This window comes from Nocardia cyriacigeorgica GUH-2, from assembly GCF_000284035.1.
GTDB classification, from domain to species: Bacteria; Actinomycetota; Actinomycetes; order Mycobacteriales; family Mycobacteriaceae; genus Nocardia; species Nocardia cyriacigeorgica_B.
Window position 1 is genome coordinate 4,110,947 of sequence record NC_016887.1, and the last position, 12,781, is coordinate 4,123,727.

The 12,781-nt window shown below is 68.9% G+C and carries 16 protein-coding genes and 1 tRNA gene; 5 read left to right on the forward strand and 12 right to left on the reverse strand.

Annotated elements, in window-relative coordinates:
- Nucleotides 1–128: 128 nt before the first annotated feature.
- Nucleotides 129–644: a CGNR zinc finger domain-containing protein gene (locus NOCYR_RS18585; protein WP_014351943.1), complete on the forward strand. Its 516-nt coding sequence runs from the start codon at nt 129–131 to the stop codon at nt 642–644.
- Between the two features lie 8 nt (nt 645–652).
- Here the strand turns inward: NOCYR_RS18585 and NOCYR_RS18590 are convergent, their stop codons facing one another.
- The 6 genes from NOCYR_RS18590 to NOCYR_RS18615 all read right to left on the reverse strand — a co-directional run bounded on the left by NOCYR_RS18590 (nt 653) and on the right by NOCYR_RS18615 (nt 4,598).
- Complete coding sequence (locus tag NOCYR_RS18590; RefSeq protein WP_014351944.1) at nt 653–1,384, reverse strand: aminoglycoside 3'-phosphotransferase; 732 nt, start codon at nt 1,382–1,384, stop codon at nt 653–655.
- The gene (locus NOCYR_RS18595) at nt 1,381–1,575 is read right to left on the reverse strand and encodes a DUF3046 domain-containing protein (RefSeq protein ID WP_048833510.1); all 195 of its coding nucleotides are present in this window, start codon (nt 1,573–1,575) and stop codon (nt 1,381–1,383) included. Before NOCYR_RS18595 ends, NOCYR_RS18590 begins: the two co-directional genes overlap by 4 nt.
- 42 nt (nt 1,576–1,617) lie before the next feature.
- Nucleotides 1,618–2,775, reverse strand: a complete 1,158-nt coding sequence (locus NOCYR_RS18600) for a glycosyltransferase (RefSeq protein WP_014351946.1) — start codon at nt 2,773–2,775, stop codon at nt 1,618–1,620.
- Between the two features lie 47 nt (nt 2,776–2,822).
- Nucleotides 2,823–3,533, reverse strand: coding sequence for a PIG-L deacetylase family protein (locus tag NOCYR_RS18605; protein ID WP_014351947.1), 711 nt, complete (start codon nt 3,531–3,533; stop codon nt 2,823–2,825).
- A gap of 90 nt (nt 3,534–3,623) precedes the next feature.
- Nucleotides 3,624–3,797, reverse strand: coding sequence for a hypothetical protein (locus NOCYR_RS29965; RefSeq protein ID WP_014351948.1), 174 nt, complete (start codon nt 3,795–3,797; stop codon nt 3,624–3,626).
- A 120-nt stretch (nt 3,798–3,917) separates the two neighbouring features.
- The gene (locus tag NOCYR_RS18615; protein WP_014351949.1) at nt 3,918–4,598 is read right to left on the reverse strand and encodes a TetR/AcrR family transcriptional regulator; all 681 of its coding nucleotides are present in this window, start codon (nt 4,596–4,598) and stop codon (nt 3,918–3,920) included.
- Nucleotides 4,599–4,734: 136 nt separating this feature from the next.
- On the opposite strand from NOCYR_RS18615, the gene NOCYR_RS18620 reads away from it, so the two are divergent.
- Complete coding sequence (locus NOCYR_RS18620) at nt 4,735–5,880, forward strand: acyl-CoA dehydrogenase family protein (protein ID WP_014351950.1); 1,146 nt, start codon at nt 4,735–4,737, stop codon at nt 5,878–5,880.
- A 110-nt stretch (nt 5,881–5,990) separates the two neighbouring features.
- Here the strand turns inward: NOCYR_RS18620 and pspM are convergent, their stop codons facing one another.
- From pspM to pgsA, 5 genes are all read right to left on the reverse strand, one after another.
- Nucleotides 5,991–6,866, reverse strand: a complete 876-nt coding sequence (pspM, locus tag NOCYR_RS18625) for a phage shock envelope stress response protein PspM (RefSeq protein WP_014351951.1) — start codon at nt 6,864–6,866, stop codon at nt 5,991–5,993.
- Nucleotides 6,867–6,993: 127 nt separating this feature from the next.
- Entirely contained in the window at nt 6,994–7,827 is an 834-nt protein-coding gene (gene pspA, locus NOCYR_RS18630; RefSeq protein WP_014351952.1) for a phage shock protein PspA, read from the reverse strand.
- A 216-nt stretch (nt 7,828–8,043) separates the two neighbouring features.
- Nucleotides 8,044–8,481: a helix-turn-helix domain-containing protein gene (locus NOCYR_RS18635; RefSeq protein WP_014351953.1), complete on the reverse strand. Its 438-nt coding sequence runs from the start codon at nt 8,479–8,481 to the stop codon at nt 8,044–8,046.
- Nucleotides 8,482–8,590: 109 nt separating this feature from the next.
- Nucleotides 8,591–9,094 (reverse strand): CinA family protein, encoded by a 504-nt coding sequence (locus NOCYR_RS18640; RefSeq protein ID WP_014351954.1) that lies wholly within the window; start codon nt 9,092–9,094, stop codon nt 8,591–8,593.
- A complete protein-coding gene (pgsA, locus tag NOCYR_RS18645) occupies nt 9,091–9,747 on the reverse strand; it encodes a CDP-diacylglycerol--glycerol-3-phosphate 3-phosphatidyltransferase (RefSeq protein WP_014351955.1) in 657 nt (218 codons plus the stop codon). Before pgsA ends, NOCYR_RS18640 begins: the two co-directional genes overlap by 4 nt.
- A 110-nt stretch (nt 9,748–9,857) precedes the next feature.
- Between pgsA and NOCYR_RS18650 the strand changes: the two genes are divergently transcribed.
- Nucleotides 9,858–10,472: an amino-acid N-acetyltransferase gene (locus NOCYR_RS18650; protein WP_014351956.1), complete on the forward strand. Its 615-nt coding sequence runs from the start codon at nt 9,858–9,860 to the stop codon at nt 10,470–10,472.
- A 37-nt stretch (nt 10,473–10,509) separates the two neighbouring features.
- Nucleotides 10,510–10,797, forward strand: coding sequence for a YciI family protein (locus NOCYR_RS18655; RefSeq protein WP_014351957.1), 288 nt, complete (start codon nt 10,510–10,512; stop codon nt 10,795–10,797).
- 48 nt (nt 10,798–10,845) lie between these two features.
- Here the strand turns inward: NOCYR_RS18655 and NOCYR_RS18660 are convergent, their stop codons facing one another.
- A complete protein-coding gene (locus NOCYR_RS18660) occupies nt 10,846–11,832 on the reverse strand; it encodes a TerC family protein (RefSeq protein WP_014351958.1) in 987 nt (328 codons plus the stop codon).
- Between the two features lie 817 nt (nt 11,833–12,649).
- Between NOCYR_RS18660 and NOCYR_RS18665 the strand changes: the two genes are divergently transcribed.
- A tRNA-Arg gene (locus NOCYR_RS18665) sits at nt 12,650–12,722 on the forward strand.
- Nucleotides 12,723–12,781 lie beyond the last annotated feature (59 nt).

Below are 12,781 nucleotides of genomic sequence, written 5' to 3' on the forward strand. Positions count from 1 at the left end.
GTCGTAATTTGTTTGAATGGTTAGAACTTAAAGACACAGACCTCCCGGTGTCAACCGTCTAAAATATTTTAAGTAGTTAGAAGGAGGTGGTTGTCACGTTCGGTCGTCGTGAGCCGTTACCCTCAGGCATGCTCGATCCACGCCCTCACCTCGGTGAACCCCTGGCCTTGGATCTGCTGAACACCCGCTGGGTGAGCGACGGACCACAGGATCTGCTCATCGATGTGGCCGGGTTGCGGATCTGGTTGGCGAGTGCCGGGCTGGCCGATCGCGCCGACGCGGACGCCGCCACGCTGGAGGCGGTGCGCGCCGCGCGCGCGGCCATCTACGACACCGTCCGCCACGGCCGCCGCGACGCACTCAATGAGGTGCTCGAGCACGGCCGGATCCGTCGCACGCTCGCCGAGGCCGGACCCGTCGACGCGCCCGAGGTCACCGATCCGGTCTGGCTGCCCGGCTGGCTGGCCGCCGACGACCTGCTGCGCCTGCTGGCCACGTCCCCCGACCGCATCCGCCAGTGCGCGCACCCCGATTGCGTGCTGTTCTTCTACGACACCTCCAAGAACGGCACCCGCCGCTGGCACTCCATGGCCACCTGCGGCAACCGCACCAAGGCCGCGCGCCATTACGCCAAGAAGTCCTGATCCGGCGCTCAGAACAGTTCGTCGAGCAGCCGGTAGTAGTCGAGCTTGCGCTGATCCGGTTCACCGAGCCCGTACGCGGTGAAGAACTCCCCGACCTCGCCGGCGCCGAAGTCCTCTCGCAGATCCCGCGCGGCCAGCGCGAGATCACGGTAACGATCGGCCACCCCGAGCGCACCGACGTCGATCAGGATGCCGCCCTCGAGCACGTTCGCCGGCGTGAAATCACCATGCGCGACAACCAGATCCTCGTCCTCCGGCTGCTCGTCGAACAGCCGCCGCAGCACCTGCTCGGGCGTCAACGGGTTGTCGTCGTCGAAATCGTCCGCATCCACCGAACCCTCGAGCACCCGCCTGCGAGCCTTCGGCAGCATCACCTCGAGCCGCCCATCGAATGGGCATCCAGCGACAGGCACCCCGTGCAATCCCCGCAGCACCTCCCCCATCACAGCACCGGCTCGCCCACGCCGCCGCGCCAGACTCGGCACCCCCATATCCGCCAGCACCAGCACGTCCTCGTCGAACGCCGCCACTTCGGGTACAGAAATGTCGCGCCCGGCCAGCCAACGCAACCGTTCGTACTCCGCAATGGCCTCCGGGCCCCGTTTGACCCAATAGCCGCCGGCGAAGACGACACCGCCGCTCAATCCCTCGTGCTCTTCCGACCAGCTCGGCGATTCGCCGAGGAGAGCCGCGACGGCCGGCGGCAGCGGCGCATCCCAGCCGGCCGGTGCGGCGCTCACCAGCGGGAGCGGGGGACGTCGAATTCGGCGCAGAGGGCGCGCCAGACTTCGCGGGGGTCGACGCCGGCTTCGATGGCGGCGGCGCCGGTTCGGCCGCCTAGGGAGGGGATGACGTGGTCGGTGAGGAGGGTGTCGCCGCGGGACACACCGAACTCGGTGTGCAACAGCTCCTGGAATTCGGTCAATCGCACCGTGCCGAAGATACCCGTGTGCGCGCGGCGGGGCAGGTGGGGTCAGCGGGCGGTGGCGAGGACGGTGTGACAGACCTCGACCGGGTCGGTCACCACCGACAGGCCCGCGGCGGCTTGGGCGGCGGAGGCGGCGAAACCGGGTTCGGACAGCACGCGCAGGACGGCCTCGCGGACGGCGTCGGCGGTGAGCGGGCGCACCAGCAGCGAACTGCCGTGGCGGGCGGCGCGATTGGCCAGCTCCCATTGGTCACCGCCGCCGGGCACCGTCACCACGGGCACACCGGCCGTCAGCGATTTGGCGAGCAGTCCGTGACCGCCGCCGCCGACCACGACGGAGGCATGGCGCAGCAGCTCGTCCTGGCGGCCGAGGCCCGCGGTGGCCCAGGGCGGCAGGTCGGCGGGCGGTTCGTCCAGCATCGACACCGCCACTCGCACACCGGTACCGTCCAGCCCGGCCAGCACCGTCTCCACCATGCCGGCGACACCGGTATGCGCGGTGGACGGCGCCACCATCACCAGCGGACCGTCACCGGGCGGCAGCTCGAGCACCGCATCGGTCGGCTCCCACAGCAACGGCCCGACCAGATGCGCGATCTCCGGCCAGTCCGGACGCGGCACCTCCAGAGCAGGCAGGGTCGCGATCAGCCGGGCGATCGGACCCGGGTCCTCCCCCGGCAGCCCGACGCTCTCCCGGGCCCGCGCCCGCTGGCGGCGACCCTGTTCGATGGCGCGCGCGGTCATCGCGCGCAAGAATCCGTCACGCATCCGGCCGCGCAGTCCGGTGCCCGGTGCGAGCCCACTGCCGATGGGTGGCAGCGCCTTCGAGGGCAGATACAGCGGATGCGGCGACAGCTCCACCCACGGCACGCCGAGCCGTTCGGCCGCCATCCCGCCGCCGGCGGTCAGCACATCGGAGACCACCAGTTCCGGCAGCATCGCGCTGAGCTCGGGCAGGATCTCGGTCGAAATGTGCGCGGCGCGTTCATGGATGCGCTGCCCGGCATCGCCATCGTCATCGATCTCGCGCGGTGCCAGCCCTTTGAGCCTGCGCACCCCGATGCCGGCGGCCCGAGCCGCCTCGAACCAGCGTGGCCCGGTGAACAGCACCGGCTCGTCACCGGCGGCGGCGAAGCGCAGGCACAGCGCGATAGCGGGGAACGCGTGACCCGGATCCGGGCCTGCGACGACGGCTACTCGCATCCGCCCAGCCTGCCACACCGCTCAACGGCGTCGACCGCGCCCGGTGCTCAGCCGCGGAAGTGAAACAGCTCGAACCCCACCGCGCGCTCGGCGGGGAACCCGTCGATACGTCCGGCGGTCATGTCGAGCACGGCCCGCACCTGGTCGGCGACCGGCTCATCGCTCAATGCCTCGAGGTAGCGGCGGTGCTCGGCCAGCGAGGCCTCGGCCTTGTCGACGGTGTCGGTGACGTCGACCGCATGGGTCATCTTCGGCCCCACCACCGCCGCCCAGCGCGGGGTCCACGGCTCGAGTTCGGCCAGTTCCCGGAAGATCCACTCATTGCCCGCGTCCGAGACCGCGTCCAGCGCGGCCCGGCCGACGGCGCGGTGATCGGCGCTGTTGACGTATCCGGGCGCCCAGACATCGCCGAAGTTGAACAGCACCACCATGTCCGGGCGGTGCCGCCGGATCGCGGCGGCCAGATCGCGGCGCAAGGCCAGGCTCTCCTCGACCCGCCCGTCAGGGTAACCGAGGAATTCGACCTCGCTGACGCCGACAACGGCCGCCGAGGCGATCTCCTCACCTTCGCGCAGCGGCCCGGCATCCGCGGGGGCCATGCCCGCGATCCCGGCCTCACCCGAGGTGGCCAGGACGTAGCGAATGTCCTTGCCCTGTCCGGTCCAGCGGGCCACGGCCGCGGCGGCGCCGTATTCGATGTCGTCGGGATGCGCGACGATCACCAAGCCGCGCTGCCAGTCCTCCGGTAGCTGCTCCATACCCGCCATTCAAACACGGACGCCGAGACGACAACGGGCCGTGCGTCTTCCGTCTCGGGAAGTCGCACGGCCCGGTCGGCACGTTGCGGATCAGAGTTTGCTCACGGTGTTGTCCCCCGAACCCGACACCGCCTTGTACAGCAGGTAGAGGCCGAACACCACGGCGCTGATCACCAGGATCGGAAACAGGCCCTTGATCAACGCACCGATGACGGCCAGTGCGATCCAGACAACGGCGACCACGCCGATGATCTTCCACAGCATTTCGTGCCTCCCAGCAATTCGTCGTACTTGCGAGCATGGCACCGGGATGGCGATAAATCACCAGGTGAGAGCCGATATCGGGGTGAAGTTCAGGGTTCACCCCGAGCCCACCGCGGGTCGTCACCCCTGATCGGCGCGATCCAGCGGCGCGTGCGGATCGAGAACCACGCCGACCGTGCGCAGGTGGTTGTCGATCAGCAGCCACGCCTGGGTGGTGAGCAACTCCACCAACTCCTCGCGCGAGGTGTCGCGGTAGGACAGCCACCACTGAACGGTGGCGTCGGTGAGGCCGAGCAGGGCGACGACCAGCCGGTCCGCGGCCACCGGATCGGCGTCGAAACGCGGGATGTAGCGCACCGCGGCCGCGGAGATCTCGGCAGCGAACGCACTGCCACCGACGCGCGGCATGTCCTTGCCCCGGTAGTAGTTGCGGCCGAGCAGGAAGCGATACAGGTTCGGATGCTCGCCGGCCCAGGTGACATGCGCCATGACGGGAGCGCGGATGGCGTCGAGCGGCGTGCCGTCGACGACGAGGGCCGCGCGGATCCGCTCGGTGATCTCCAGGTGCGCGCGCTTGGCCACGGCCCAGTCGAGTTCGGCCTTGCTGGCGAAGTGGCGGTAGAAGTGGGTGCGGTTGAGACCGGCGCGGTCGGCGATCTGGCCGGTCAGCGCGTCGGGGCCGTGTTCGGCGATGGCGGCGATGGCGGCGTCGACGATCGCGGCGCGGCGTTCATCGCGCGCCGCCGAGTCCGATCCCGAACGCCGGGTCTCGGCGGTATCCGTCCATCGCTGTCGTTCCACGTCGCGTCACGCTATCGCAGGTCGGGGCCGGATCGCCGAAGGTGGGGCTTGTCACACCGGCCGGTGTGGGACACACTGTACCCGTTATTCCCGGTAACGAATACCGTCCCGGGGCCGCTCAACGGGAGGACACCCGATGACCACCTACCGGTCGTGTTGGATGAACGAGGACCTCGACGCGCTGCGCGAGCTCGCGCGGGCCTTCTTCGAGAAGGAAGTCGCGCCCAACGTCGACAAGTACATCGAGCAGCACCACGTCGACCGCGACCTGTGGAACAAGGCCGGTGAACTCGGACTGTTGTGCCTGTCGATCCCGGAGGAGTACGGCGGCGGTGGCGGCACCTTCGCCCACGAGGCCGTGCTGATCGAGGAGCAGGCCCGCGTCGTGGACACCGCATGGGGCCAGAGCCTGCACAACGGCATCGTGGCGCACTACCTGCTGGCCTACGGCACCGAAGAGCAGAAGCAGCAGTGGCTGCCGAAGATGGCCAGCGGCGAGGTCGTCGGCGCCATCGCGATGACCGAACCGGGCACCGGATCGGACCTGCAGAACGTCAAGACCAAGGCGATCCGTGACGGCGACGAGTACATCGTCAACGGGTCCAAGACCTTCATCACCAACGGCGCGCAGGCCGATCTGATCATCGTGGTGGTCAAGACCGACACCAGCCAGGGCGCCTCCGGCATCAGCCTGGTGCTGGTCGAGGCCGACCGGCCCGGCTTCCGGCGCGGGCGGGTGCTGGACAAGATCGGCCAGAAGGGTCAGGACACCTCGGAGCTGTTCTTCGAGGACGTGCGCATCCCGGTGAGCAACCTGCTCGGCACCGCCGAGGGCCAGGGCTTCATCCAGCTGATGCAGCAGCTGCCGCAGGAGCGGCTCATCATCGCCGTCGGCTCGGTCGCGGGCATGGAGGTCGCGCTCGAGCACACCCTGCGCTACACCAAGGAGCGCGAGGCGTTCGGCCGTCCGGTGTTCGGTTTCCAGAACACCAAGTTCAAGCTGGCCGAGGTGGCCACCGAGGCCAAGATCGCCCGAGTGTTCACCGACGATTGCATCGCCAAGCACATCGCCGGCGAGCTCGACATCCCGACCGTCGCGATGGCCAAGTGGTGGACCACCGAGCGCGCCATGTCGGTGGCCAGCGAATGCCTGCAGCTGCACGGCGGATACGGCTACATGACCGAATACCCGATCTCGCGCATGTGGGTCGACAACCGCGTGCAGATGATCTACGCGGGCACCAACGAGATCATGAAGGAAATCATCGCCCGCTCCCTCTGACCAGGGCATCGGAGACCGCGATAAAGGGGCGCCGGACACTACTTCCGGCGCCCCTTTCGCTTCGTCTGTATGGCAGGGCCGCCCCGGGGCCAGAAGCTCGTGCTCGACGATCAGCGCCCGTGCGGCGGCAGTGGCGCCGGTGCCTGCTTGTCAGCGATTTCGGTGAGCGCCTGGGCCCAGCCGTCGAGTCGGTCGGCAGCGTGCTGGAGTTCGGCGACGATGCCGTTGAACTGGTAGGCGACCACCGAGCTGTCCGGAACGGCGAGCACCCGGCCCGCGGCGGCGACGAGCTGTTCGTATTCGGCCACACCGGATTCCAGCCGTTGCACCGACACACCGGCGTTAGCGGTGAGCGAGGCGCCCGCCTGTGGATTGGTGCGGCCGACGGTGGCCGCGGCGCGTTCCATGGCGACGATATCGGCGGCCAGCGCATGCAGTGCTGCCGCGCCGGAGCGGGCGGTATCGAGCAAGTCGTCGAGTTCGTCGGGCGGTAGCCGCCGCGAGCGCGCGATCTGCGCGGCGAGATCGTGCATGGCCCGCTCGGCCTGCACCAGCCGCACGATCGGGGCCCGTGCCGCCGATCGCACACCCGGCGCCTTCCGCGCGATGAATGCCGCCTGCGGCAGCGGCTTTCCGCGCAGACGCAGATAGCGGCGCGCGCTGAGCGCGGTACCCGTCACCAGAGCCACCGCACCGCCACCGACGACGACAACGGCCCAGGCGGGGGCCGAGATGACCACCAGCCCAACCGTTCCCACCGTGGTCAGACCGGAGACGGTGCCGAGCTGCATGCTGCGCCGGCGGGCGCGGCGGCGTTTGCGTAGTTCCCGTTCGCGCGGGTCGGCCCAGCGGCGCACCGCGACGAGTGCGTGCTCACCCATGTCCCGCAGCGTGTCCGGGAGGTTGGTGGCCTGCCCGGCGCCGAAGGCCGGTGCCCCGACGATGTTCATGCCGTCGACGCGGCCGCGTGAACCCTTGCGGCTCATGTCAATCCTTCCGCCGACACCACCACGACCGTCCCGCCGGACGGCCGGCCTTGCTGGCGGCGGGTGCGGGCGTCCACCGGTCTCCCGGACGCCCGCACGCTCGCCACCATTGTTTCCTCGCCGCGGCCTACTGCTGCGCGGTCTGGCCCTTGTTCATCTGCGGCTGCGGCTGTGCCGGATCGGCCTGCGCCTGCGCCGGGTTGATTGCCGGTGTGGCGCCGCCCGACGGCAGCGCGTCGCCGCGCATCGAAGCGCGGATCTGCTCGAGCTTGCTGTGGCCGGCCATTTGGATGCTGGCCTGCTGCACCTCGAGCATGCGGCCCTGCACCGAGTTCTGCGCGAGTTCGGCCGAGCCGAGTGCGGTGGCGTAGCGGCGTTCGATCTTCTCGCGCACCGCGTCCAGGCTCGGGGTGGAGCCGGGCGCCGACAGCGTCGAGTCCATCTGCTGGAGCGAGGCGCTGACCTGCTCCTGCATCTTGGCCTGCTCGAGCTGGCTGAGCAGCTTGGTGCGCTCGGCGACCTTCTGCTGCAACAGCATGGCGTTCTGCTCGACCGCCTTCTTGGCCTGCGCGGCGGCCTGCAACGACTGGTCGTGCAGCACCTTCAGGTCTTCCACCGACTGCTCGGCGGTGACCAGCTGCGCGGCGAACGCCTCGGCGGCGTTGGTGTACTGGATCGCCTTCTCGGTATCGCCCGCGGCGGTCGCCTGATCGGCCAGGGTGACGGCCTGGCGGGCGTTGGCGTTGAGCTTCTCGACCTCGTCGAGCTGGCGGTTCAGCTTCATCTCCAGCTGACGCTGGTTGCCGATGACCGACGCGGCCTGCTGCGAGAGGGCCTGGTGCTGGCGCTGTGCTTCCTCGATAGCCTGCTGAATCTGGACCTTCGGATCCGCGTGCTCTTCGATCTTGGAATCGAAGAGGGCCATCATGTATTTCCAGGCCTTGACGAACGGATTAGCCATCGATTGATCCCGCCTCCATCTGCTGCGCCGCTGTGCGCGACTCCAGTGCGCGACCGTCACGCACCCGATATGTGCCTATCCTCCACCATGTGGCGCCTGGACCGGGCCAACCCAGCAAGTAGGTTGCGCCACGGTCCGTTGCCGCCGCCTATGACGAATCTATCCGTTCTTGCCGGTAGCCCGCAGCGTTGCCGCGGTAGACCGCCGTTTCCGGGCTCATGCGCCCCTCACCAGAACCAGGGTGTCCGAGCGCGGAGCGGGGATGACGATGCGGGTGTCACCGTCGATCTGCGGGCGGGCCTCGGCCCCGGCCACCGACATGGTGGCGGCGGCGGGCGCGGGCTCGGCGGGCTCGAGTTCGGCAGCGTCCGCGGCCGCGGCCTCCTCGGCGGCGACGGGCACGGCGGGCTCACGCACGTCGTCGACGCCGGCCATGATCGTGCTCACGTCCCACAGCACGCGCGACAGCGGCACGTCGAGGGCCTCGCAGATCGCGGCCAGCAGCTCGCTGGAGGCCTCCTTGCGGCCCCGCTCGACCTCCGACAGGTAGCCGAGGCTCACCCGCGCGGAGGTGGACACCTCACGCAGGGTTCGCTGCTGGGCCAGACGCGCACGCCGCAGACTGTCACCGATCGCTTCTCGCAGCAGCGTCATCTCGGTCTCCTCACTCCCTGTCTCCAGGCCTCGGCGCGCATGCGCCGCTTTCTGGCACAACGTCCCGGCGCGTCCGGTTGGTTCCCGAGCGAGCGATCTCGCCGCGAATTCAGTCCGTAGCCTCCGGGCCCCGCACACAACGCAGGAGCTCGGCGACCGCGGTCCGGGCCGCACCGAGTCTGATGTTCCACCGGTCGCCGGACAGTTTCAACCGCATCACTTCGGTATGCCCGGCTCCGGCCAGCCCGAGGAAGACCGTCCCGACCGGATATCCGCCCTGACGGTCCGGCCCGGCGACGCCGGTCAGGCCGACGCCCCAATCGGCGCCGCAGCGGGTGCGCGCGCCGACGGCGAGCTGTTCGGCGGTGCTGGCGGCCACGGGTCCTTCGGTCGCGAGCACGTCGGCCGCGACGCCGGCCAGGCTGTGTTTGAGGTCGGTGGCGTAGACCACCAGGCCGCCCCGCAGCACCGCGCTGGCGCCGGGTACCCCGGCGATGGTGGCGCTGAGCAGGCCCGCGGTCAGCGATTCGGCGGTGGCGACGGTCTGACCGGCCGCGGTCAGTGCGGCCACCAGCTCGGCGGCGGGCACCCCGGTGGTGAGCGGATCGCTCATCCGGTGCGATGACGGGCGGATCCGGCGAACCACACGCGCGCGGCCTGGCCGACGTAATCGAGTCCGGTGGCCACCGTCAGCACCAGCGCCAGCCACATCAGCGCCATGCCGGCGGTGGCGAATCCCCCGGCCAGCGGCAGCACCAGCACGGCGATCGCCAGCGACTGCACCAGCGTCTTCAGCTTGCCGCCGCGCCCGGCCGGGATGACGCCGCGGCGCACCACGATCAGCCGCAACAGCGTCACGCCCAGTTCCCGGCCGCAGATCACGATCGTCATCCACCAGGGCAGATCGCCCAGCACGGACAGTCCGATCAGCGCGGACCCGATCAGCGCCTTGTCCGCGATCGGGTCGGCGAGCTTGCCGAAGTCGGTGACCAGACCGTATTTGCGGGCCAGTTGCCCATCGAACCGATCGGTGATGGCGGCCAGCCCGAACAGCGCCGCCGCGGTGATCCGCCATCCGGTGTCGTGGCCGCCGCCGGCGAACAGCGCGAGCACGAACAGCGGGACCAGCGCGATCCGGGCCATGGTCAGCACGTTCGCGATGTTCAACAGCGGAACGGCGGGTTCGGCGGGCGGCGGGACCAGGCCCGGGCGCAGCGGCGCCGGACCGGACCATCCGCGATCCATTTCCTCGGGTTGCACGCTCATGGCCGCCCCGGCTTCCAGTCGCGCTGCCCGGCGCGATGCGTTGAGCGGTACGACTGGGTGTGCGGCACATCTCCAGACTATCGGTAGCCGGGCCGACTACTGTGCACCCCATGACCTCACGGGGACCACTGAGTGGTTCGACCAGCGACGCACCCGCCGCGGTGCCCGCCGATCCCGCAGGCGCGGCGTCGTCCGACGCACCCGCCACCGCATCGGCAGGCGCACCCGATCGTGTCCCGGTGGTGCGCCGTGCCCGAACCTCCGACGTCCCCGCGATCAAAGCCCTGGTGGACGTCTATTCCGGCCGGATCCTGCTGGAGAAGAATCTGGTCAACCTCTACGAGGCCGTGCAGGAATTCTGGGTCGCCGAACAGGACGGCCGGGTGGTCGGTTGCGGCGCGTTGCACGTGCTGTGGGCCGATCTGGGTGAGGTCCGCACGGTCGCGGTGCACCCGGATGTGAAGGGCAAGGGTGTGGGCAAGCTCATCGTGCGGCGCCTGATCGAGGTGGCCCGCGAACTGGAGCTGACCCGGGTGTTCGTGCTGACCTTCGAGGTGGAGTTCTTCTCCCGGCACGGTTTCGTCGAGATCGACGGGACACCGGTGACGGCCGAGGTGTACGCCGAAATGTGCCGGTCCTACGACACCGGTGTCGCCGAATTCCTCGACCTCAGCTACGTCAAGCCGAACACCCTCGGCAACACCCGGATGCTGCTCACCCTCTGAGCGGCCGCCCCTCCCCTTCGACAGAAAGCGATCCACCGTGCCGCTGTTCGCCGTCCACTACACCTACACCGCCGACACCGTGCCCGGGCGCGACGAGCATCGCCCTGCGCACCGCGGCTGGCTGGCCGACCGGCTGGCCGAGGGCGCGCTGCTGACCAGCGGGCCGTATCCGGACGGTTCGGGCGCGCTGCTGGTGTTCCGGGCCGATGACGAGCCAGCGCTGCGCGCGCTGCTGGCCGAGGACCCGTTCGCCCGCAAGAACCTCATCACCGAGGTCCGGGTGAACGAATGGCTGCCCATCTTCGGGGCCATGAGCGAGGGCTGAACCCGTGTGGCGCCGGCCTGAGCACCGGCCGGCGCCACCGGGTTGCCACTACTTAGCCGCCCGGTTCCTCTGCTTGGTGCGCAACAGGCTGGCCACCGTCGCCACCACCAGGATGCCGATGATGACCGACAGCGAGAACGCGGTGGAGATCTCCGGCACCGAGACGTGCTCACCGCCGTTGATGAACGGCAGGGTGTTCTCGTGCAGAGCGTGCAGCACCAGCTTCACACCGATGAACGCCAGGATCGCCGACAGGCCGTAGGACAGGTACACCAGCCGGTCGAGCAGGCCGCCGATCAGGAAGTACAGCTGACGCAGGCCCATCAGCGCGAACGCATTGGCCACGAACACGATGTAGGGCTGTTCGGTGAGGCCGTAGATGGCCGGGATCGAGTCGAGGGCGAACAGCAGGTCGGCGAAGCCGATGGCCAGCAGCGCCAGCAGCATCGGGGTGACCGCGCGGCGGCCGTTGATCTTGGTGAGCAGCTTGTCGCCGTCGTATTCGTCGGTGGTCGGCACCAGCTTCTTGGTCAGCGCGACGATGCGACTGTCGCGTTTCTGCTCCTCCTCGACCTCGTGCCCGCTCTCGCGCAGCAGCTTGACCGCGGTGTAGACCAGGAACAGGCCGAACAGGTAGAACACCCAACTGAACGCGCTGATCGCGGCCGCGCCGACGGCGATGAACACACCGCGCATGACCAGCGCCACCACGATGCCGATGAGCAGCACTTTCTGCTGGTACATCCGCGGCACCGCGAAGGTCGACATGATGATCAGGAACACGAACAGGTTGTCCACCGAGAGTGCCTTCTCGGTGACGAAGCCCGCGTAGTACTCCCCGGCGAAGGTGCCGCCCCACTTCCAGGCGATGAAACCGCCGAAGGCCAGCGCCAGGCCGATGTAGACCGCCGACCAGAACGCGGATTCACGGAAGGTCGGCTCGTGCGGGGTGCGTACGTGGGCGAAGAAATCGAAGACGAACAAACCGAGGATCACCGCGATGGTGATCCCCCACTCCAGCGCGGTCACCTGCATGGTGCGCTCCGATCGGCAGTAAGACTCATGGCGTCAATCATGCCCGATTTGCCCGATTCGCTCGGCTTGCGGGTTGGTTGCTCACCATGATTTCACATCTCGCGCAGGTCACCGCGCGGCGTGATCTCTCTCTCGGCCGCGAGTTCCGCACGAGCTGCGGAGCGGGCTGCGCTGCCGCGGCCCGTCCGAGAGCCGGTTGTGGCGCGCGGGCGATCGGCGCGGTTCTCGCCGACGCCGGTGGCAGACGCCTGGGGTCTGACCCGGCAGCACGGCCAGGCCCGGCACGTGCACGCATCACCGCGCGCCCGAGCGCCGGATGCCCGATCGCCGCCCGGCCACACCCACGGCGCACCGGCCTGCGGCAGGCCGACCGGAGTCCGGCCGACAGGTCGAGGCATGCGCACCGCTCGACGACCCCCGAGAACAATTCGACGCCGAAAACCCCTTTTCCTGAATGTTATTCGAGTGCTACCGTGATACCCGTCATCGAAACACCCGCTATACCAACACCTCAGGCGAAAGGCCGGACCATGAACGTGCAGCGCATTCACGAGCGGCAGATGTGCCGGCTCGGCGTCGCACGCCGATTCGGCGAATTCGTCCTGCCTGCCGCCCTGCGGTATGCCGATAGCCCGGCTCGCGCTCGGAGCAGCCCCTAGCCAGACCTTTTCGGATCCGGCAGGGGTCATTCCAGGGCGAAAGCCAGGAATGGCCCCTTTTTCGTGCGCAATTCTTGTGCACGAAGAATTTCGGCAGCTTCCGGAATTCACGGAAATTCGATTCGATCGTCGAATTCCGCAATAGGCATGCGATTTTCGCGCTCGTAGCTCAACGGACAGAGCAGCTGACTACGACTCAGCAGGTTGGGGGTTCGAATCCTCCCGAGCGCACGCGGGCCGAGTGCCGTCCAGCACTCGGCGCATGGCTCACGCAGGTTGCCGCCGGGGTC

Bases quoted from the DNA above. Each gene is read 5' to 3' on its own strand.
- NOCYR_RS18585 (WP_014351943.1), top strand. From the start codon at position 129: ATGCTCGATCCACGCCCTCACCTCGGTGAACCCCTGGCCTTGGATCTG.
- NOCYR_RS18600 (WP_014351946.1), bottom strand. From the start codon at position 2,775: ATGCGAGTAGCCGTCGTCGCAGGCCCGGATCCGGGTCACGCGTTCCCC.
- NOCYR_RS18605 (WP_014351947.1), bottom strand. From the start codon at position 3,533: ATGGAGCAGCTACCGGAGGACTGGCAGCGCGGCTTGGTGATCGTCGCG.
- NOCYR_RS29965 (WP_014351948.1), bottom strand. From the start codon at position 3,797: ATGCTGTGGAAGATCATCGGCGTGGTCGCCGTTGTCTGGATCGCACTG.
- NOCYR_RS18620 (WP_014351950.1), top strand. From the start codon at position 4,735: ATGACCACCTACCGGTCGTGTTGGATGAACGAGGACCTCGACGCGCTG.
- pspM (WP_014351951.1), bottom strand. From the start codon at position 6,866: ATGAGCCGCAAGGGTTCACGCGGCCGCGTCGACGGCATGAACATCGTC.
- pspA (WP_014351952.1), bottom strand. From the start codon at position 7,827: ATGGCTAATCCGTTCGTCAAGGCCTGGAAATACATGATGGCCCTCTTC.
- NOCYR_RS18635 (WP_014351953.1), bottom strand. From the start codon at position 8,481: ATGACGCTGCTGCGAGAAGCGATCGGTGACAGTCTGCGGCGTGCGCGT.
- NOCYR_RS18640 (WP_014351954.1), bottom strand. From the start codon at position 9,094: ATGAGCGATCCGCTCACCACCGGGGTGCCCGCCGCCGAGCTGGTGGCC.
- pgsA (WP_014351955.1), bottom strand. From the start codon at position 9,747: ATGAGCGTGCAACCCGAGGAAATGGATCGCGGATGGTCCGGTCCGGCG.
- NOCYR_RS18650 (WP_014351956.1), top strand. From the start codon at position 9,858: ATGACCTCACGGGGACCACTGAGTGGTTCGACCAGCGACGCACCCGCC.
- NOCYR_RS18660 (WP_014351958.1), bottom strand. From the start codon at position 11,832: ATGCAGGTGACCGCGCTGGAGTGGGGGATCACCATCGCGGTGATCCTC.